This is a genomic window from Aliidongia sp. (genome assembly GCF_035943795.1).
GTDB lineage: Bacteria > Pseudomonadota > Alphaproteobacteria > ATCC43930 > CGMCC-115725 > Aliidongia.
Window position 1 is genome coordinate 1 of the sequence record NZ_DASZBY010000111.1, and the last position, 21,357, is coordinate 21,357.

General features: G+C 63.2%; 14 protein-coding genes and 1 pseudogene. 8 read left to right on the forward strand and 7 right to left on the reverse strand.

Going from position 1 to position 21,357, the window contains the following annotated elements; translation table 11 throughout:
- Window positions 1-375: 375 nt before the first annotated feature.
- The 5 genes from VGV37_RS21580 to VGV37_RS21600 all read left to right on the forward strand — a co-directional run bounded on the left by VGV37_RS21580 (window position 376) and on the right by VGV37_RS21600 (window position 6,533).
- Complete coding sequence (locus VGV37_RS21580; RefSeq protein WP_326881829.1) at window positions 376-747, forward strand: DoxX family protein; 372 nt, start codon at window positions 376-378, stop codon at window positions 745-747.
- A 78-nt stretch (window positions 748-825) separates the two neighbouring features.
- The gene (locus VGV37_RS21585; protein WP_326881830.1) at window positions 826-1,257 is read left to right on the forward strand and encodes a DUF1801 domain-containing protein; all 432 of its coding nucleotides are present in this window, start codon (window positions 826-828) and stop codon (window positions 1,255-1,257) included.
- Window positions 1,258-1,584: 327 nt separating this feature from the next.
- Window positions 1,585-2,733 (forward strand): alpha/beta hydrolase, encoded by a 1,149-nt coding sequence (locus VGV37_RS21590; protein WP_326881831.1) that lies wholly within the window; start codon window positions 1,585-1,587, stop codon window positions 2,731-2,733.
- A gap of 178 nt (window positions 2,734-2,911) precedes the next feature.
- A complete protein-coding gene (locus tag VGV37_RS21595; RefSeq protein ID WP_326881832.1) occupies window positions 2,912-3,472 on the forward strand; it encodes a PEP-CTERM sorting domain-containing protein in 561 nt (186 codons plus the stop codon).
- A 256-nt stretch (window positions 3,473-3,728) separates the two neighbouring features.
- Window positions 3,729-6,533, forward strand: a complete 2,805-nt coding sequence (locus tag VGV37_RS21600) for a DUF4082 domain-containing protein (protein WP_326881833.1) — start codon at window positions 3,729-3,731, stop codon at window positions 6,531-6,533.
- Window positions 6,534-6,664: 131 nt separating this feature from the next.
- Here VGV37_RS21600 and VGV37_RS21605 read toward each other — a convergent pair.
- Window positions 6,665-8,134: pseudogene (locus VGV37_RS21605) on the reverse strand (efflux transporter outer membrane subunit); the annotation flags it as partial.
- Window positions 8,135-8,326: 192 nt separating this feature from the next.
- On the opposite strand from VGV37_RS21605, the gene VGV37_RS21610 reads away from it, so the two are divergent.
- The 3 genes from VGV37_RS21610 (at window position 8,327) to VGV37_RS21620 (ending at window position 13,192) form a co-directional block, all read left to right on the forward strand.
- Window positions 8,327-8,962, forward strand: a complete 636-nt coding sequence (locus VGV37_RS21610) for a TetR/AcrR family transcriptional regulator (RefSeq protein WP_326881834.1) — start codon at window positions 8,327-8,329, stop codon at window positions 8,960-8,962.
- Between the two features lie 109 nt (window positions 8,963-9,071).
- Complete coding sequence (locus VGV37_RS21615) at window positions 9,072-10,124, forward strand: efflux RND transporter periplasmic adaptor subunit (RefSeq protein ID WP_326881835.1); 1,053 nt, start codon at window positions 9,072-9,074, stop codon at window positions 10,122-10,124.
- Window positions 10,121-13,192 carry an efflux RND transporter permease subunit gene (locus VGV37_RS21620; protein WP_326881836.1) on the forward strand — a complete coding sequence of 1,024 codons (3,072 nt, stop codon included), beginning with the start codon at window positions 10,121-10,123 and terminating at the stop codon, window positions 13,190-13,192. The genes VGV37_RS21615 and VGV37_RS21620 overlap by 4 nt, the downstream gene beginning before the upstream one ends.
- Window positions 13,193-13,249: 57 nt before the next feature.
- Here VGV37_RS21620 and VGV37_RS21625 read toward each other — a convergent pair whose 3' ends face one another.
- Genes VGV37_RS21625 through VGV37_RS21650 form a run of 6 tightly spaced genes read right to left on the reverse strand, consistent with a single transcriptional unit; the run spans window position 13,250 to window position 21,079 of the window.
- Window positions 13,250-13,555, reverse strand: coding sequence for a hypothetical protein (locus VGV37_RS21625; protein ID WP_326881837.1), 306 nt, complete (start codon window positions 13,553-13,555; stop codon window positions 13,250-13,252).
- 9 nt (window positions 13,556-13,564) lie between these two features.
- Complete coding sequence (locus VGV37_RS21630) at window positions 13,565-14,356, reverse strand: peptidylprolyl isomerase (protein ID WP_326881838.1); 792 nt, start codon at window positions 14,354-14,356, stop codon at window positions 13,565-13,567.
- 3 nt (window positions 14,357-14,359) lie between these two features.
- A complete protein-coding gene (gene narI, locus VGV37_RS21635) occupies window positions 14,360-15,142 on the reverse strand; it encodes a respiratory nitrate reductase subunit gamma (RefSeq protein WP_326881839.1) in 783 nt (260 codons plus the stop codon).
- A gap of 11 nt (window positions 15,143-15,153) precedes the next feature.
- On the reverse strand, window positions 15,154-15,834 hold the full coding sequence (gene narJ, locus VGV37_RS21640; protein WP_326881840.1) for a nitrate reductase molybdenum cofactor assembly chaperone: 681 nt from the start codon (window positions 15,832-15,834) through the stop codon (window positions 15,154-15,156).
- On the reverse strand, window positions 15,834-17,348 hold the full coding sequence (gene narH / locus VGV37_RS21645) for a nitrate reductase subunit beta (RefSeq protein ID WP_326881841.1): 1,515 nt from the start codon (window positions 17,346-17,348) through the stop codon (window positions 15,834-15,836). The genes narJ and narH overlap by 1 nt, the downstream gene beginning before the upstream one ends.
- Window positions 17,345-21,079, reverse strand: coding sequence for a nitrate reductase subunit alpha (locus tag VGV37_RS21650; RefSeq protein WP_326881842.1), 3,735 nt, complete (start codon window positions 21,077-21,079; stop codon window positions 17,345-17,347). The genes narH and VGV37_RS21650 overlap by 4 nt, the downstream gene beginning before the upstream one ends.
- Window positions 21,080-21,357 lie beyond the last annotated feature (278 nt).

The window sequence follows — 21,357 nt, forward strand, 5'->3', positions numbered from 1 at the left end:
GGTTAGCCGCAGAGATAATCGCCGCACTCGGCACATGCCGATCAGCGGTTCGGCGCATGCCGTCAGGACATCCGCCGCGGGACGAGGGAGCGTCATCGCCCTTCCGTTCCCGCTTGACCAATACATAACTCAATGGTTATACATTGGTCGGTGGCCACGGAGTTCCCGATAGCGGATGCCGAATAGGGGTGACGCAGTATTTGCCGCGCTGGAGCAACTGCCGGAACAGGCGACCCAATTCGCCGACGTCGGCCAGCGGACGGTTTTCGCCAGGCCTGGGCAGCAGGCGGCCCTATAGAACTCATCCTGAAATCATCTGTCCGATACGGCGGTAACGCTTGCTCGTAAGAAAACGGAACATGTTGAGAGGTTGAAATGAATATTCTGCTGTGGGTCTTACAGGTGGCGTTGGCGCTGTTTTTCTGCATGGCCTCCATGAACCAGCTCTTCAGCTACGCGAAACTGTCCCAGCAGTTTGCTATCTACAAAGCGCTCCCCCAGGGATTCTGGGTGGTCTACGCGATCGTCGCCCTGTTCGGCGCCCTGGGCCTTGTGCTGACCAGCGTATGGCCTGTGGCCACACCCATCGCTGCCGCGACCCTCGCGGTGCAAGGTCTGGTCTTCGCTGCGCTTTACGCGCGCTACGCTGGATTTCGGCCTTCTGTGCTGATGTGGGGCTTGTGGACGCTCGGCCCGGTCGTCGTGGCGGCCTTCATCGCCTATGGAAGATGTACCCTGGTAGTTTGAGCAACAGTCCTCGTCGGCAAGGCGACCCGACCGCTGCTCGGCTACGCTCCGTGAGATTGGAAGAAGGAGAGTAAGAATTTGGACCAGATCAACGCCTCGGCACGCATCGACCAGCTGATTTCAGGGCTCCCTGACTGGCGTGGGACAACGCTCGCGCGCCTCCGCAAGACAATCCTCGAAGCCGACCCGGAGATCGTCGAGGAATGGAAGTGGATGGGTAGCCCGGTGTGGTGTCTCGAAGGCAACATCGCGGTCGGCAACGCTCATAAGGAGAAAGTGAAGGTCACCTTCGCCCACGGTGCGAGCCTCCCCGATCCGGACCAGCTCTTCAATAATGGTTTCGGCGGCAAAGTCTGGCGCGCGATCGACCTCTTCGAAGGCGACAATATCGATGAACGGGCCCTCAAAGACCTCGTCCGTGCCGCCGTCGGTTACAATCGTGACAAGGCGAAGAAGACGAAATCGCCCTCAGCCTCTCGAAGGAAGGCGGCCAAAGGTCAGGAGGCGTGAGGCCTGGCTGGTCGTCGCCACCGCTCGCTGCGGGCCGGGCGAGATAACCCAAGGCTCGGGACTCTGGGGCTCGGACCGACAAATTGGGGTGTTGAACCGACCCGGGGCGGCCTGCGCAACGCCCCGACGGTGGCGACACTCGCCGGCCAGCTCGCGGCCCGATGCGGGGAATACGCACCGCGATTGTCGACCCTGGTGACGTATCCGACAGTCTAAATAGAATTTTTACTCAGAGCCAAAATATTTTTAATCGACAGTCTTTGAATTATCGAAGAGCTTGGGTCCAGAATATCGTCGATACCGAATAATCGTCTCGAGGAAAAGCTGGTGATTTTCTACAATAATCTCCTCCGTACGCAGGTCAGACCAGCTGGTAAACTGGGATGCTGTGTAGCATTGGCGACATTCGGCTTCCTGATCAGCCTCGTAGACGTCGCTGCGGCTGCACCCGATCGAACCGACGATCTGCCGCCTGCATGCCAGCCGGTGGCCCTGTCGGTCGCCCTGGCCGAGGGTGGACCGCAGGCATATCGGATTGTCGGCGAACTTTGCCTGCCGCCACGTGGCACGGCAAGGACGGTCCACCTCACCGTTCATGGCGCAACCTATGGACACAATTATTGGAACTGGTCTTCTCAGCCGGCGATCTATTCCTATGCGAAGGCGCTGACCAACGCTGGTTACGCCGTATTCGATTACGACCGGATCGGTGATGGCCAGAGCTCCCATCCGGCCAGCTCGCAAATTTCGATCGCCTCGGACGCCTACGTCGCGCATCAGGTCGTGCAGGCGCTCCGGAACGGGCGGATCGGCGGAAACGCTTTCCAGCGCGTCGTTCTCGTCGGACATTCGCTCGGCTCCTACACGTCCTGGGAGGAAGCGGGAAAATACCAGGATGTCGACGGCGTCATTTTGACCGGCGTTTCTCATTCCATTAATACCGCCGGTTCGCAACTTTTTGCCGCCGACTCCTATTCGGCTATCTTGGATCCGCGCTTTGCCAATTCGGGATGGGATCCCGGGTATTTGACGACCCGGCCGCACACGCGGGCCGCCTTGTTCTATGATGCCCATACGGCGGATCCTGCGGTGATCGCGCAGGACGAAGCGACCAAGCAGACGGTCGCCGTTGGCGAATTGCAGGATGTAGGAGCGACCGATCCGGGCAGCCCCCCGAGCTACGCCGGAAGCATCGACGTTCCTGTTTTGCTGATCGATGGCCAGAACGACGCCCTCTTTTGCGCATCACCCGGAACAAGCGGTGGGGCGAATTGTTCGAATGCCGCGACCTTGGCCGCTTCGGAGCGCCCTTACTATGGCCCGAAAGCCTGTTTGCAGACGGTGATCATTCCGGAAACGGGTCATGACCTGAACCTGCATTCCACGGCGCCCTTCACCTACCTGGCAGCCCTGCTCTGGTCCGACACGTTCGTGGGCCGCGACCGCGCAGCCGCGCCCTGCGCGATCGACAAATGATCAAGCGTCCGAATAGGGCATCTTTGCCGTGTGGCAATGAGAATGGTCCAGACCATACTAAGATAATTTAAGATATGTATAAATATTTAATGGATATTCTGCATCGTATCTAAGAATCGTTCTTGATTGTTGAACTTTGCCGATGTCAAGACTGTGGAAGACAAGCAAAGGAAATTGAATGGCTTCCAGGTTTCCGGTTCTCATCATCGGCGCGATGTTGTTGTTGACGGGACATTCGGCTAAAGCCGGCCTGATCGGCGATGTTGTCGGCGTGCAATACTTTTACCCGTCGCTGGACAGTCTCTATCAGGACATGGGCACGCAGACCGTCGGCAGCGGCGGCGTTCTGTTCGCCGGTCTGGGCGGCGCTGCCGACCTCACCGTCGACGATACGACGCTCATGGCAAGTTTCGATCAAACGACGAGTTGGACGGGGACCACGTTCAACGGCTTTGTCTTGACCGACTTCAGCAACCCGCTGCCGGCCATCACCATCGATCCCGCGACAACCCTGGTGGGCCTGACCGATGCGGATTTGTCGGTGTCCGGCAACACATTCGCCCTGAACTGGGCAGGCCTGAGCTTCAGCCCCGATACCGTTCTCATCCTCGATGTCGCCAATGTTCCGGAGCCGGCAGCACTGCCCTTGGTGTGCGCCGGCTTGGTTGGCCTCTCGCGGATGCGCCGCCGGCGACGGCATCTCGCCGATGGGCCGCGCCTCGCCGATCCGTTCGCTTGAGCCGAAGCAAGGCCGTGCGGCATGGGAAGGAGGAAGTCCCATGTCGTGCAAAGCAAAAAGCCACCTGGTTCTCTCGCTCCACGCGCTTTCAGAAGCGGGCGGCCTGACAGCGGTCGAGCAGGTCGATCACCCCAGCTTCGTCGCCTGATTCCCCGACAGCCAAATTTCCCGAGCCGCGAAGGCCGGATCAGGTCTCCGACGGCGTCGCGCGCATCCCCCAGGCCTTCCGCGCTGCCCGCGGCCCGGGAGAAACCCAGTGTCGCCGACGCTCCGATCTGAGTCCGCCAGGCACCGCATCCAACGTTGGGGCATTCCCCATCAAAAGGCGAAATTTCTCATGACACCCCGGAATTTCAAAACGATTGCCACGACCATGCTCTCGGCAATGCTGGTGGTCCTTGTGAGTGTCATGGGCGTCCGTGCCTACGCTCAATCCAGTGCGACTCTATGGAGTGTCGCGACGATCCCCGGACAGATCGATTCGGACGATGGGCAGGCGGTGGAGTTGGGCGTTCGCTTCCGCGCCGCTGTCGATGGGCAGATTACCGGCATCCGGTTCTACAAGGCGCCGACCAATACCGGAATTCATGTCGGAAGCCTGTGGAACAATAGCGGGATGCTGCTGGCACAAGCGACATTCGGCGACGAGACCGCATCGGGATGGCAGCAGGTGAATTTTTCGACGCCCATCCCGATTGCCGCCAATGTCACGTTCGTCGCCTCCTACCATGCTCCTGTCGGCCATTATTCCGACGATCTGGACTATTTTGCCGGTGGCGACTACGTCAGTGGCAATCTGAGCGCCTTGCAGGACGGTACGGATGGGCAAAACGGCGTTTACCAGTATGGCAGCGACATCGCCCTACCGGCCAATACGTACCAGTCTACGAACTATTGGATCGACGTCACTTTTACCCCCGGGCCCAATCCGGCACCCCCCACGGCTCCGGCAAATCTGATCGCGAAAGCGGCAAGTGGTTCCCTGGTGAATTTGACCTGGACACCCAGCACGGACGTGGTCGGCATCGTCGCCTACCGGATTTTCCGCAACGGCGGCGCCGTCCCGCTGGCGCAAGCATCGGGTGCGAGCTATGCCGACAGCACCGTCGCTGCCGATACGACCTACAGCTATCAGGTGATGGCCCTGGATGCGGCCGGGAACGCGTCGGCACTTTCCAATGTCGCGGTTGTCCACACGCTGCCCCCTCAAGACACGACTCCGCCGACCGCGCCGGCCAATCTGTCGGCCGTGGTGGCGGGCGCGATCCAGGCGAACCTCTCGTGGGCGGCCAGCACGGACAATGTCGGCGTCGTCGGATATCTGGTTTTTCGAGGGGGCCAGCAAATCGCGAGCGTTCCAACGGTCGGTTATGCGGACAAGTCGATCGCGATCAACAACAGCTATACCTATTCGGTCAAAGCCTTCGACGCAGTGGGCAATATCAGCGCGGCATCCAATTCGGTCACGGTGTCGACTTCTCCGATCACCACCCCGGCCGGTTGCGGCTGCTCAGGAAATCCCGGCGTCCTCACATCCGACGCTCAGGGCGCCTGCCTGACCTATGCCGCTCCGTCGGGGCGCGCGCATAACATTACGTTCCGGTTCCATCAGCCCTATGCGTGCGGACAATATGCGACGGGCGAATATTTCGTCGTCGCGAAAGGGAGCGGCGGTGTCAATATCACGGCGATCGACCCGGCCAGCACCTCCGGCTATCACGGCGTGGACGTCAACCCGTCACCGCTGTTGGGTGCCTCGCAGCGTTGGGACATCCGCCTGGCCGACCATATCGCGTCGATGAGCCTGCCCTATACCGCTCAACCCGGCGACTCGGTCGTCAAGTTCGTCTCCAGCAATCCAGGCGGGAATTGCGGCTCCAATCCCGATCACGGCCTGAAATCCTGCGACCAGTTTGCCGCTGTATTGACTGTGCTGGGGGCGGCACCCGCAAATCCGGGCAAGCTCTTTCGCCCTCCTTACGTCGGCACTTACAAACCCACCTTCTCCACCGATCAATTGCAGGTGGATCAGCTGTTGCGGCTGAATTGCCCCGCGGCGACCTGCCCCGATCAGCCGAACCGCACCATCGCGGAAGCGTGGACGCATGGCTTGCGGTTGGACTATGTCGCGTCTTCGGTCAACAATGACTACATCCCGCCGGAGGATAATATTCCGGAAGGTCGCCCCTGGAGCACGGATATCTGGGCGCGCGACACAGACCTGATGGCCTGGCTCAATCTGGGCAACGTGTGCAGCACGGCCGCCACTGCCCCTTGCACGGCGGCACAGGACAATGCCGCCAAGCGCGCCACGCTGATCGGATTGGTCCAGCTCGGCATCGACACATGGGCCACGAACAAGGCGGGCGGCGATTTCGAGCGCGGCGGCGGCGGCAATAGCGGCGGCAAGCTGACCACCCTTTCCTTTGCAGCGACGATGCTCAACGACGCCGGAATGCTGGCTGACCTGGCGGCGATCAACGGCGCGAACATGTTTGAATCGGAAACGCTGTTCCAAGGCATCGGCACGGACGATCTGGGGTATCCCCTGGCGCTCTGGGGACAGCCGACCGATACGGAGGCCGGATATTGGGCCGGCATGACGGATTCCCATTCGACCGTACGGGACCCTTACGGCTACATCGATGGCGGCTTGCAAATCCGGTCGTCGCCCGACGACGAGGGATATCAGGGCAATACGTCGATGCCGATCAAATATACCGCACTCCTGTTGCGGCTCATGCCGGCATGGTCTGCGAACTGGCCGGAGCTGACGGTGTACGGGAGAACCCACAGCGTCGATTCCGTACTCGACTATGCGGATCGCTGGGTTCGCTTCGGCCGATGGACGCAGCCAGACCCTTGCGCGCCGTTGAGCGCGGGAGGGGGGCCGGATGGCCGTGGCGGGTGCATTCTGAGCGGCGGGACGCCCTCCGGCCGCTTCCCCTCGGCCCACGGCACGAGCGCCGATACCGGCAACAGAATGCGCAATTTCGGCGAACAGATGTGGAGCGCATTTCGATCCTGCGCACCGTCCCGGTCCTGCCCTGTGGTGCCGTAGCGAGCCAAAATGCTGCCTCGGCGTTCGTGGCCCCATTCCCGTGGTTCGACGTGAGCGACAATCATCGGGGCCACGCCCGCCGACGCACTGGCTTGGTCAGGTTCACCAGGACTTGACCAGCCGCCGCCGAGCGCTCGGAACGACCCGACCGCTGCCCGCGCCGCGTTGGCGCGGGTTTGAGCGAGTTCGTCTTGGGCAGCCAGCAGCTGCCGGTCGGCGTCCAGCACATCGGTTAGACTGATCACCCCGCCTTGATAGGCGGATTGGGAGGAATCCCTGGCGCGCATCAGCGCGACCGTTTCCGTCAGCAACTCCCGCGTCCGAGCTTCGCACTCGACCAGCGCCTTGAACGCGTTCTCCACGTCCTCGGCCGCGTGCAGGATCGATTGCCGGTAAGTCGCGAGCGCTTCGGCATTCGCACCGCGTGCACCGGCCACCTCTGCATCGACCTTGCCGAAATCGAATAGACGCCAGCGCAACCCAGCCGTCGCTTCGGGTTGGAATGTCGCGGCCTTGAACAGGTGACCCGCATTCAGGCTCTCGAACCCGAACAGGCCCGACAAGGAGAGCTTCGGATAGTAGTCGGAGATGGCGACGCCGATCTCGGCGTTGGACGCGGCGAGCCGGCGCTCGGCCGCGATGACGTCCGGCCGACGCCGGAGCACGTCGATCGGATCCGCTCCGTCCTCGATACGCGGGATGATTGGAATTGGAGCGACGGCCGCCAGCTCGTCGGCGTAAGTGCCGGGCTGGGCACCCATGAGAACATCGAGCCGGTTCAACTCGGCTTCAAGATCGATCCGAAGTGGCGGAACGCTTGCGCGTGCCTGGGAAAGCAGCGCCTCGGCCTGCGCCTGCTCGCGATCCGTAGCCGTCCCGCGCACACGGCGCTGGCTCACGATGTCCACGAGATGCTTGTCCGTGGCAATCTGGTCGGCCGCGACGGCAAGCCGGGCTTGGTCCCCGCGAACCCGGAAATACGCATCCGCAGCGTCCGCCGCGATCGAAATTCGGGTCCCCATCTGCGCGGCCTCAGCCGCTTCCGCTTCGGCCGCCGCCGCCTCCGAGTCACGCCGCAGGCCGCCGAACAGGTCGATTTCCCAACTGGCGCCGACGCCGACGTCATAGAGCGTCTGGTTCCGGTCATAGCCCGGCAGGTGGTGAGCAATTGTGCCGGTGGGACTGTCGAGCGATTGATGGATCGGGCTTGCCGAAGCGTTTAAGTCTGCGATCGGGAACAACTGCGCGCCAGCGGCGCGCGCTGCCGCACGGGCTTGATCGACGCGTGCGATCGATGCCGCCAGATCAAGATTTTGATCGAGCGCGCGCTCAACAATGCGGGTCAGCTCCAGGTCTCGAAACCCGGTCCACCAGGTGTCGAGGACTGGTGCCGGCGGACGAGAGCTCCGGGCCGCGACGGCACCTTCGTTGTGGAACGCGCTCAGCGCGGGTTGCGGGGCGCTGTAGTCGGGACCGACTTCGCAGGCCGACAAGCCGCCTAACACGATTATGCTCGCGCCGAGCGGCCCGACTGACCTTACCAATCGGCGAGGTGCAGTCGGCGCTGTCGCTTTCGATCGATACGTCCTCAAGTGCGTCATGGTGGCAGCCCCAGATCAGCCTGAGGAGTGAAGTAGAGAATTATGATAAATTTGTCAACTTATCACTTGTCACTGTATTGTAAATCGACGGCTCGCGCTCGTTCTGCCTGGAGGGACGCTGAAGCCCACGCTCCCATCAACGGAACGTGGTTTCGCGTTTGCGCGGAATCCGATTTGCGGTAGGAGGATTGAATGGAAGACAACGAAAACAAAACGCAAGACGGCCCTGAGCCGGCTGGCCGGCGCGGCCCTCCCGAGCATGAGCGCCGCGTCCAGATCATTGCGGCGGCAGACGAGCATTTCCGCCGATATGGCTATGACAAAACCACGGTTGCCGACATCGCGCGGTCGATTGGTCTCTCCAGCGCCTATATCTATAAGTTCTTCGATTCCAAGCAGGCGGTGGGTGAAGCCGTATGCCGAATTTGCCTGGGCAGGATACAGCAGGAGCTGGCGGCCATCGCGGCGGAAGACACGCCGGCCATCGACAGAATTCGACGCTTCTACAAGAGCTTAGGCGCGCAAGGCGTGCAGCTGCTGTTCAACGAGCGGAAACTTCATGACATCGTCGCCGCCGCGATCGACGGCCGTTGGCTCGTCATTAAAGGCCACGAAAAGGCGTTGCTCGCACTGATCCAGCAGATCGTCACGGACGGTCGCGCGTCCGGCGAATTCGAGCGGAAAACGCCAATGGACGAAACTTGCAAGGCTATCCTGCAGACCATGCAGCCGTTCCTCCATCCGGTGATGCTCGAACAGAATTTCGACGACATAGAGGAGAATACGGGGGTGGTGGCGAACCTCGTGCTCAGGAGTCTGGCACCATAATGTGAATTGTGACGACTTGACGTACTCGTAACTCGTCCCTAAATTGGGCCATCCTCTTTGATGGAGCCCGGCTATGCCGCGAGTGCATTCAAGTCTTCCCGTGTTGGCGATGGCCGCCGCACTCGGTCTCGCCGGTTGCAAGCCGAGCGAGCCGGACGCCAGAGTCGGCGCACCGCTCGTCCGCGTCACCTCGGTGAAGCCGGCCGGTGCGGCCGATCGCAGCTTCACAGGCATCGTGTCGGCGCGGGTCCAGAGCGATCTGGGCTTCCGCGTCCCAGGCAAGATCGTCGAGCGGCTGGTCGATACCGGACAAACCGTCCGGTCGGGCCAAGCGCTGATGAAGATCGACCGCACCGATTTGGCCCACGCCATCACCGCACAGACCGGGGCGGTTGCCGCCGCCAAGGCGCGAGAAATCCAGGCGGTTGCCGACCAAGCGCGCTATCGCGATCTCATCAAAACCGGCGCGGCATCGGTCCAGGCCTACGACCTCGCCAAAGCCGCCGCCGACAGCGCTCGCGCAATGCTGTCGGCGGCCGAAGCTCAGGCGAAAGTTGCCAAGAACGAAGGCGATTATTCGGAGCTGCGGGCTGAAGCGGATGGTGTGGTCGTCGAAACCCTGGCGGAGCCCGGACAGGTCGTCACCGCGGGACAGACAGTCATCGTTTTGGCCCATGCGGGTCCCCGCGAGGCCAAGGTCGCCTTGCCCGAAGGCGTGCGTCCCGCCCTGGGGTCGGAGGTCTCGTCAAGCCTCTACGGTCATGCCGACGTACGCGCGGCGGCCAAGCTGCGGCAACTGTCGGACGCGGCTGACGTCCAGACCCGGACATTCGAAGCGCGCTATGTCCTCGAAGGCGATGCGGCCAATGCGCCGCTCGGGAGCACCGTCACGATCCATCTACCGCTCTCTTCGCCGGAAGGCTCCTTCGAGGTGCCGCTTGGCGCGATCGACGATGAGGGCAAGGGACCGGGCGTCTGGGTTCTGGATGCCAAGGCCCTGACGGTTTCGTTCCATCCGGTGAAGATCGCGCAGTTGGGCGGGGAGACCGTAACCGTGACCGGTGGCGTGGCGATCGGCGACCAGGTCATTGCGATCGGCGGCCATCTGCTTCACGACGGCCAGCAGGTTCGGCGCGCCGACGATCAGAGTGCCACCAAGTGAGCGGCTTCAATCTCTCCGCACTCGCGGTTCGCGAGCGCGCCGTCACCCTCTTTCTCCTGGTGGCGATCACCCTCGCCGGCATTTTCGCCTTTCTCCAGCTCGGCCGTGCCGAAGATCCGGCCTTCACGATCAAGGTGCTGACGGTCTCGGCCGTCTGGCCCGGCGCCACGGCCGAAGAGATGCAGAACCTGGTCGCCGAACCGCTGGAAAAGCGACTGCAGGAGCTGCGTTGGTACGATCGGGTCGAGACTATTGCCCGCCCCGGCCTCGTCCTGATGACCTTGCAATTGCTCGACAAGACGCCGCCGTCCGACGTGGCCGAACAGTTTTATCAGGCCCGCAAAAAACTGGGCGACGAGGCGCACAAGCTGCCCCAAGGCGCGTTCGGGCCATTCATCAATGACGAATATTCCGACGTGAGCTTCGCGCTCTATGCCGTCAAGGCCAAGGGCATGCCCCCGCGCGAGCTGACCCGCGAAGCCGAGACGCTGCGTCAGAGGCTGCTCCATGTTCCCGGCGTGAAGAAAGTTGATCTCCTGGGCGAACGGCCCGAGCGGATCTTTGTTGAATTTTCCTACGCCCAGCTCGCGACGCTCGGCGTGAGCCCGCGCGACGTCTTCGACGCATTGCAGCGCCAGAACGTCGTGACCCCATCGGGTTCGATCGATACCAATGGACCCCAGGTGTTCGTTCGCCTCGATGGTGCCTTCGACGATCTTCAGAAGATCGCCGATACCCCCATCGTCGCCGGCGGTCGGACGCTGAAGCTGTCCGACATCGCGGAGGTGAAGCGCGGTTACGAAGATCCGCCCACCTATCTCATTCGGCATGAGGGCGATCCGGCGATGGAGCTGAGCGTCGTCATGCAGGATGGCTGGAACGGCCTGGAGCTGGGCAAATCGCTCGACGCCGAGGAAAAGAAGATCGCCACGGTCCTTCCGGTCGGCCTCGCCTTCACGAAGATCAGCGACCAGGCGGTCAATATCAGCGAAGCAGTCGACGAGTTCATGCTGAAGTTCTTCGTGGCGCTCGGCGTGGTCATGCTGGTGAGCTTGCTCAGCCTCGGCTGGCGGGTTGGCGTCGTGGTTGCGGCCGCCGTTCCGCTGACCCTGGCCGCCGTCGTCGTCATCATGCTTGCAACAGGCCGGGTGTTCGATCGCATCACGCTGGGTGCGCTGATCATCTCGCTCGGCCTGCTGGTCGATGATGCGATCATCGCGATCGAGATCATGGTGGTCAAAATGGAAGAGGGATGGGACCGCATTAAGGCGGCGTCCTATGCCTGGAGCCATACGGCAGCCCCGATGCTTTCCGGCACGCTCGTGACAATCATCGGCTTTACGCCGGTCGGTTTCGCCCGGTCGACGGCCGGCGAATATGCCGGAAATATTTTCTGGATCGTCGGATTTGCGCTGATCACGTCCTGGGTCGTCGCGGTCGTGTTCACCCCCTATCTCGGCGTCAAGCTGTTGCCGAATATCAAGCCGATCGCCGGCGGCCATGCCGCGATCTATTCGACGCCGCGATACCGGCAGCTCCGCAGGCTGATTGCCTGGGCTGTCCGGCGTAAGTTTCTGGTCGCCGGCTCCGTCCTGGGCGTGTTCCTATTGGCCGGCGTCGGCATGGGTGCCGTGAAGCAACAATTCTTCCCGGCTTCCGATCGCCCCGAAGTCCTGGTCGAGGTGCAGATGCCGGAAGGCACCAGCATCGAGGCGACCAGCACCACGACCGCCAAGGTCGAGGCGTGGCTGAAGCAGCAGCCCGAGGCGAAAATCGTCACAGCCTATATCGGCCAGGGCGCACCACGCTTCTTCTTCTCCTACAATCCGGAGCTGCCGGATTCGTCCTTCGCGAAAATCATCGTGCTCACCCCAGACGAGAAAGCGCGCGATCGCCTGAAGCTGCGCCTTCGGCAGCGGATTGCCGACGGCCTGGCACCCGAAGCGCGCCTGCGTGCCGTCCAACTCGTGTTCGGTCCTTATTCGCACTTCCCGGTCAATTTCCGGGTGATGGGGCCGGACGTTGCGAAGCTGCGCGACATCGCAACCCAGGTGGGAGACGTCATGCGGGCGAACCCGCATACCCGGCAGGTCAACCAGGACTGGGGCCAGCGTCAGCCGACGATCCATTTCGTCCTGGACCAGGACCGGCTCCGGTTGATCGGCCTGAACTCGAGCGACGCTGAGGAGCAGATCCAGTTCCTCCTGACCGGCACACCGGTGACCGAGGTCCGCGAAAATATCCGCATCGTCGACGTGATGGCGCGCAGCGCTGGTCCCGACCGTCTCGATCCGGCAAAGCTCGGGAACCTGACGCTGACGAGCCATGACGGTCGCCTGATCCCGCTCGGCCAGATCGGCCATGTCGAGATCCGGCCGGAGGACCCGATCCTGCGGCGCCGGGATCGGACACCGACCATCACGGTGCAAAGCGATCTCGACGAGACGCTGCAGCCGCCGCAGGTGTCGATGGAAATTCAGAAAGCCTTGGCACCGATCATCGCTCAACTGCCCGACGGGTATCGCATCGAGACCGGCGGCAACATCGAGGACTCTGGCAAGGCGAATGCCGCTTTGGCGCCGCTGTTCCCGATCATGATCCTGCTGACCTTGCTCGTGCTTGTGCTGCAGGTCCGTTCGATCTCGGCGATGTTCATGGTGTTCTTGACGGCGCCGCTCGGCCTGGTCGGGACGGTGCCGGTGCTGCTGCTGTTCCATCAGCCGTTCGGTTTCAACGCGATCCTGGGCCTGATCGGCCTCTCCGGCATCCTGATGCGGAACACGCTGATCCTGATCGGCCAGATCCACACCAACCAGGAAGAGGGTCTCGACACCTACCATGCGGTGGTGGAGGCCACGGTCCAGCGGGCGCGTCCCGTGCTTCTGACCGCTCTCGCTGCAGTGCTGGCGTTCATTCCGCTCACGCAGTCGGTCTTCTGGGGCTCCATGGCCTACACGCTGATCGGCGGCACGGCCGGAGGCACGGTCATGATCCTGGTTTTCCTGCCGGCGCTCTATGCTATCTGGTTCAAGGTTCGCCCGACGGAACCCGCAACCGCAACCGACTGATCGATCTCGCAACTTCACCCCGGCCTGTGCTTCGAAGGAGGCTTGGACCTATCGCGTTCATGGGGCGTGGCTGCAGCAAGGCCCGGCGGCTTCATCCGGGAAAGCCTGATCCAGCATGGCCTCCAGTGCCGCAACGCCAGGGCGCGGCGAGCCGGACATGCGACCGAGCAGATCCAGCCAGGTCTCCTCACCGGCATGGTCAAGGATGTGGCGCACCCTGGCCGCAACGAACGCGCCTGCCGTGACGCCCTCAGCCAAGGCGTCGTGACGAACCCTTGCCACCATCTCCGGGCTACTGATGACGGCCAGGATTTCGCCCGCCGTGGTCTCATTCGTCAGTTCCTTCAGAATGTCGCCGAACATCGTTCCCTCCTATTGCACGAGCGGCGATGTCGCGGCCGGCAGATCGAAGCCGTCGATCTGTGCCTGTCCCGCGATCAGCGCGATATATTGCGCGACGGCGCGGCGCCATGTGCGCTCTTCGAGATAGGCCGCAATCCGATCGCGCACGGCCTCGAATGGCAGGGTTTGGCCATCAACCTTACGGTCGAGGCGAAGGACGTGAACGCCATAGGGCGTGCGCACGACGGTCGGACAGATCTGGCCGGGCTCCATCGTCACCAGAAACGTATCGAACTCCGAGGTCGTTTCGCCGCGGACGATCTGTCCGAGCCGCCCGCCTTCCGTCGCGGAGGGACAGTCGGAGAGGCTGCGCGCGAGACTGTCGAACCGACCGGGGTGCTTCATCAGCTCCGCCAGAAGTCCCTCTGCCTGGTCGACGGCCTTGTCGTAGGCGACGGCATCGTCCTGTCTGGCCTTGAACAGGATATGGGCTGGCTCGTACAGATCGGGGCTTCGAAAACGCGCCAGATGGCCGTCGTAGTAGCGCCGGCAGACGGTCTCGTCGGCGTTGGGCGTCCGGATCTCGCGTTCCAGGAGCGTCCGGATCAGCGCCTCCTCCTCCGTCTCCCGCGCGCCGTCCTGCAGACGCGGCTCAGCCGTGAGATCCAGGGCCCAGGCTTGCTGCAACAGCAGCTCCCGGATCACGAGTGCGCGAGTCGCCTCATCCCACGCGACCTGCGGCGTCGCCGCCGCGTGGTTCTGGACTTCGCGGGCGATGGCGGCGTGTGGGATGGCGACGTCGTTGATCGTGATGGTCTGCATGGCTCAATCCTCCCCGGCGGGCTGTGGCAAGGCGGCACCGAGCGGCTTCGGCGTGAGGTCCGCCAGGGTCATCGACTGGTCGCGGGCCCCGCCAGCGATCCGGCGTTTCGTCCGCACGACCTGGTAGCCGGTTCGTCCCAGGTACCAGACCGGGGCGCTCCAGACATGAACCAACCGGGTGAACGGAAAGACCAGGAAGATGGTCATGCCCAGGAACAGGTGCAGCTTGAAGATCGGGCTGACGTCGAGGATGAGCGCGGCCGCGGCCGGATGAAGCGTCACGATGCCCTGCGCCCAGTCCATGAACTTGACCATCTCGGATCCGTCGAGGTGCTGTGCCGAAATCGCGATCGTCGTCAAGCCGAGCGTCAGTTGGGCGTAGAGCATCAGCAGGATGGCGATGTCGCCAACGCTGGAGTTCTTGCGGATGCGGGCATCGAACAACCGGCGATGAACCAGCAGGGAGGTCCCGACGAAACAGGCGGCCCCGGCGATGCCGCCGACGCTCATCGCCAGGAGCTGCTTGAAGGTGTGGCTGATACCGAGGGCATCGAAAATCACCACCGGCGTCAGCAGCCCGACTATATGACCGCCGAAGATGATGAGGATGCCGACATGGAACAGGTTGGAGCCCCAGACCAGCTGCCGCTTGCGCAGCAACTGGCTCGATCCCGTGCGCCAGGTATATTGCGATGCGTCAAAGCGTAGCAGGCTGCCGAGCAGGAATACGGTCAGACAGACATAAGGATACCAGCCGTAGAGCACGCCGTTCAAATAAGTCGCCATGGTCAGTTCCCTCAGGCCGCCGTCACGGCGTGGGTCGCGGCGCGAAGCCGCCGGCCGAGCCGCTCGGCACCGCATGTGTCCACCTGCTCGCCAGGCCCGAAATGGACTGCTGCTTCCTCCCACGCGGCGTCGAGTGCCACGAGATCGTTCGGATCGTCGTGTTCGATCGCAGGCACGACCGCATCCGGCGCATTCGCCAGCGTCGCGAGCGACTGGAATACGGCGGCATAGGTGCTGTGGCGCCCAGTGAGCCGGTCGGCCAGCGACTGGAGAATGCCGGCGGGTTCGGCGAGCAGGCTGCGGGCCTCGTCCTCCGGCACGAGCGAAAGGAATTCCAGGAACAATGGCAGGAAATCCGGCAGCTCGCCCGCCGTCGGCTCCAGGCCGTGGGTGCGATAGAGCTCGATCAGATCTGCCATGGCCTGGCCACGATCGCGGCTTTCGCCGTGAACATGCTCGAACAGGTGCAGCGACAGCGTGCGGCTGCGATCGAACAGTGCGAAATAGCGCTCCTGCAGGTCGTAGACGTCCCGTTTGGTCAACTCGATCAGCAGGACATCGATCGCGGCACGCTCCGCAGCCGGGATCAGGCCTTCCTCGGCCAGCGTCAGGGCGATCTCGCCGGCCGCAGCCTGCAGCGCTTCGGTCGGATAGGAGATGAGGGCCGCGAGGGCCCGGTAGGTACGGGCCATCATTGCACCTCCATCGGGGTCTTGGGCTTCTTCGCGTCGAACAAGCTGAAGCCGGTTTTGCCGGAACAGCCTTCGCCGAAGGAGAAGCCGCACGAGCCGCGCATCTGGAACGTATCCTCGCCGGTTTCGCGATGCGCGGTCGGGATGACGAACCGGTCCTCGTAATTGGCGATCGCCATGAGCTGATACATGTCCTCGATGTCCTGGCTCGAGAGCCCGACGTCCTCGGCGATCCGATCGACGATGACGCCATCGACGGTCTTGGCCCGCATGTAAGCGCGCATAGCCAGCATCCGCTCGAGGGCCGCGGTGATCGGCGCGGTGCGACCGGCAGTCAGCAGATTGGCCAGGTATTCGACCGGAATGCGCAGCGACTTCACGTCCGGCATGCCGCCGACCATGCCAAGGTCGCCCTTGGCCGCGGCGGCCTGGATCGGCGACAGCGGCGGGACGTACCAGACCATCGGCAGGGTGCGGTATTCCGGATGCAGCGGGAAGGCGATCTTCCAGTCCATCGCCATCTTCCAGACCGGCGACTTCTTCGCGGAGTCGAGCCAGGCGTCGGAGATGCCGTCCAGGCGCGCCTGGGCCTGCACGGCCGGATCGAACGGGTCGAGGAAGACCTTGAGCTGCGCCTCGTAGAGGTCGCCCTCGTCCGGCACGGACGCGGCTTCCTCTATACGGTCGGCGTCATACAGGATCACGCCCAGATACCGGATGCGGCCGACGCAGGTCTCCGAACAGACGGTCGGCTGACCGGCCTCGATGCGCGGGTAGCAGAAGGTGCATTTCTCGGATTTGCCCGAGGACCAGTTGTAATAGATCTTCTTGTAGGGGCAGCCCGACACGCACATGCGCCAGCCGCGGCACTTGTCCTGGTCGATCAGGACGATACCGTCCTCCTCGCGCTTGTAGATGGCACCGGACGGGCAGACGGCGGCACAGGCCGGATTGAGGCAATGCTCGCATAGCCGCGGCAGGTACATCATGAAAGTGTTCTCGAAGGCGCCGTAGATCTCCTTCTGCACGCCCTCGAAATTGCTGTCCTTGGAGCGGTCCGCGAACTTGCCGCCGAGGATCTCCTCCCAGTTCGGCCCCCACTCGATCTTCTCCATCCGCTCGCCGGTGATCAGCGAGCGTGGACGGGCCGTCGGCATGACCTTACCCTCGGGCGCGGTCTGGAGATGGCCGTAATCGAAGGTGAACGGCTCGTAATAATCGTCAATTTCGGGCAGGTCGGGATTGGCGAAGATATTCGACAGAATACGCCACTTGCCGCCGATGCGCGGTTCGATCGCACCGCCCCGGCGACGGACCCAGCCGCCTTTCCATTTGTTCTGATTCTCCCAGTCCTTCGGATAGCCGATGCCGGGCTTGGTCTCGACATTGTTGAACCAGGCGTATTCCATGCCCTCGCGGCTGGTCCACACATTCTTGCAGGTGACCGAGCAGGTATGGCACCCGATGCATTTGTCGAGGTTCAGCACCATCGCGATCTGCGCCCGAACCTTCATGCCACGTGCTCCTTCTGCCGCGTGGCGGGACCGGACCCGTCCAGCCAGTCGATCTTGTCCATGCGTCGGATGACGACGAACTCGTCGCGATTGCTCCCGACGGTGCCGTAGTAGTTGAAGCCGTAGCTCTGCTGGGCGTAGCCGCCGATCATGTGGGTCGGCTTCAGCACGACGCGCGTCACCGAGTTATGGATGCCGCCGCGCTGGCCGGTGACCTCGCTGCCCGGCATGTTCACGATCTTTTCCTGGGCGTGATACATCATCACCATGCCGGGATTGACCCGCTGCGAGACGACCGCGCGCGCCACCAGGGCACCATTGGTGTTGTAGGCCTCGACCCAATCATTGTCGGCGATGCCGACCTGGGCGGCGTCCGTCTCGCTGATCCAGATGCAGGGCCCGCCCCGGCTCAGGGTCAGCATCAGCAGATTGTCGGTGTAGGTGCTGTGGATGCCCCATTTCTGGTGGGGCGTGACGAAGTTCAGCACGATTTCCGGATTGCCGTTGCCGTACTTGCCCTTGACCTGCGCCGTTCCCTTGGTGTCGACCGGCGGCCGCCAGGTGACCAGCGCCTCGCCGAACGCCCGCATCCAGAGATGGTCCTGATAGAGCTGCTGCCGGCCGGTCAGTGTGCGCCAGGGAATGCGCTCGTGGACATTGGTGTAGCCGGCGTTGTAGCAGACCGTCTCGCTCTCGATACCGGACCAGGTCGGCGAGGAAATGATCTTGCGCGGCTGCGCCACGATATCGCGGAAGCGGATCTTCTCGTCTTCCTTGGCGAGCGCCAGATGGGCGTGCTCGCGTCCCGTCAGCTTGCTCAAGGCCTGCCAGGCCTTGACCGCGACCTCGCCGTTGGTTTCGGGCGCCAGACTCAGGATCGCTTCGATCGCGTCGATGTCGGTTTCCAGTTTCGGCTGTCCCGCGGCGGGACCGGAACGGACCGTACCGTTGAGCGCCCCCAGGAATTCGACCTCGTGCCTGGTGTCCCAGCCGATGCCCTTGCCGCCGTTGCCGTTTTGCTTCAGCAGCGGCCCGATTGCGGTGAAGCGCGCGTAGAGGTTCGGGTAGTCGCGCTCGACCACGGCGACCGAGCACATGGTCCGGCCCGGCACCGGCTCGGTGCCGTCGTGCTTCCAATCCTCGACGCCATAGGGCTGGGCCAACTCGCCCGGCGTGTCGTGCAGCACCGGCGTCAGCACCACGTCGGTCTCGCAGCCGAGCACTTCGGGGCAGATCTTCGAGAAGGCGGCGGCAATGCCCTTATAGATGTCCCAGTCGGTGCGGGCTTCCCAGGCCGGATCCACCGCCGCCGTCAGTGGATGGATGAAGGGATGCATGTCCGAGGTGTTGAGGTCGTTCTTCTCGTACCAGGTCGCCGTCGGCAGCACGATGTCGGAGTACATGCAGGTGGTGGACATGCGGAAGTCGAGCGTCACCAGCAGGTCGAGCTTCCCCTCCGGCGCCTTGTCGTGCCAGGCCACCTCCTGCGGCTTCTCGCGCCCTTCGGCGCCCAGATCCTTGCCCAGCACGCCGTTGGGGGTCCCCAACAGGTGCTTCAGGAAATATTCGTGCCCCTTGCCGGACGAGCCCAGCAGGTTCGAGCGCCAGACGAACATGTTGCGCGGCCAATTGGCCGGATCGTCCGGATCGTGACAGGACATCTCCAGCGCGCCGGACTGAAGCGATTTAGCGACGAATTCCTTGGGCTCGAGCCCGGCGGCCTCGGCCCTGGCGGCGATCGTCAGGGGGTTCTGCTTCAGCTGCGGGGCTGAGGGCAGCCAGCCCATGCGTTCGGCTCGGACATTGTAGTCGATCATCGACCCGGACCAGTCGCCATCCGGCGCGAGCGGCGACAGGATCTCCGAGACCTTGAGCGTCTCGTAGCGCCATTGATCGGTGTGGGCATAGAAGAACGAGGTGCCGTTCATCTGACGCGGTGGGCGACACCAGTCGAGCCCGAAGGCGACCGGCAGCCAGCCGGTCTGCGGACGCAGCTTTTCCTGGCCGACATAATGCGACCAGCCGCCGCCGGACTGGCCGACACAACCGCACAGGATCAGCAGGTTCATGATCCCGCGGTAGGTCATGTCCATGTGGTACCAATGGTTCACACCGGCGCCGAGGATGACCATGGAACGGCCGCTGGTCTTCTCGGCATTGGTCGCGAACTCGCGGGCGACGTGGATGATGTGGGCGCGGGGCACCCCCGTCACGCGTTCCGCCCAGGCCGGCGTATAGGGCTCGTCCTGGTCGTAATCCGACGCGACACCCCCGCCGCCCAGGCCGCGGTCGAGCCCGTAGTTGGCGCACAGCAGATCGAACACGGTGGCGACCGGAGTCTCGCCGTCCTTGAGCATCAGGGTGCGGATCGGCACGACGCGGGTGACGATTCCTGGATGTTCGGTCGCGGTGAAGCCGTTGGTAGCGGCGCCGCCGAAATAAGGAAAGGCGACCTCTTCCGTCGTCCCGCGCTCGATCTGGCTCAGCTGCAGCAACGTATCCGTGCCGTCGCTGCGACGGGGTTCGAGGTTCCACTTGCCGTCCTCGCCCCAGCGGAAGCCGATCGAGCCGAGCGGCACCACCGGACTGCCGTCGGCATCGAGCGCTACGGTCTTCCAGGCGGGATTGTTCGCCTCGCCCAGTTCGGCCGCGAAATCGTCGGCGCGCACCAGGCGGTCGGGCACATACCGCCCGTCCTTCTCGACCAGGCGGACCAGCATCGGCAGGTCGGTATATTGCCGAACGTAGCTCTCGAAATACTCGACTTTGCGGTTCAGATGGTATTCCCGCAGGATGACATGGCCCATGGCCATCGCCAGCGCGGCGTCGGTGCCTTGCTTCGGGTGCAGCCACAGATCGGCGAACTTGGTCGCCTCGGCATAGTCCGGCGAGATCACGGCACTCTTGGTGCCCTTGTAACGGACCTCGGTATAGAAATGCGCGTCGGGCGTGCGCGTCTGCGGCACGTTCGAGCCCCAGATGATCAGGTATCCGGCGTTGTACCAGTCGGCACTTTCCGGCACGTCGGTCTGTTCGCCCCAGGTCATCGGGCTGGCCGGCGGCAGGTCGCAATACCAGTCGTAGAACGACAGGCAGACGCCGCCCAGCAGCGACAGATAGCGCGCGCCGGCGGCATAGGACACCATCGACATCGCCGGGATCGGCGAGAAGCCGATCACGCGGTCCGGGCCGTGGGTCTTCACGGTATAGGCGTTCGCGGCGGCGATGATCTCGTTGACCTCGTCCCAACCCGCGCGGACGAGGCCGCCAAGCCCGCGCTTGCTCGTGTAGCTCGCACGGTGCTCCGGGTTTTCGACGATCGAGGCCCAGGCGGCGACCGGCGTCAACCTTCCGCGTGCCTCGCGCCACAGCTTGAGCAGACGTCCACGCACCATCGGGTGCTTCACGCGGTTGGCGGAATAGAGGTACCAGGAATAGCTGGCACCGCGGGCGCAGCCACGCGGCTCATGGTTCGGCAGGTCCGGCCGCGTGCGCGGGTAATCGGTCTGCTGGGTCTCCCAGGTCACGATCCCGCCCTTGACGTAGATCTTCCAAGAGCAGGAGCCGGTGCAGTTCACACCATGGGTCGAGCGCACGATCTTGTCGTGCTGCCAGCGCTTTCGATAGCTGTCCTCCCAGTCGCGCGGTTCGTCGGTGACGATGCCATGGCCATTGGAGAACGTGTCGACCTGCTTCTTGAAGAAGGTCAGCCGATCGAGAAAGTGGCTCATTCTCACCCCTGCGGTTCGTGACGGCCCACTCAAGCGGGACGTGACAGCGAGGATGGAGATTGAGCATTGCCCCAGGCACGGACATTGATTCAGATCAATCGACGTCGCGATTCGGATGCGCGGAAGCCTTGTCCAGTGCCTGGGCCCGTTGATTCCTGAATAGCCATGCTAACCGAGAGCAGATCGCGGCCTTCCTCAAGAAGCGCGGAGTACCCGGCGTGAACTGCGAGCGTATTTGATCCAAGTCAACGAGAGGCACCCAGGTCGAGAGTAGGTTT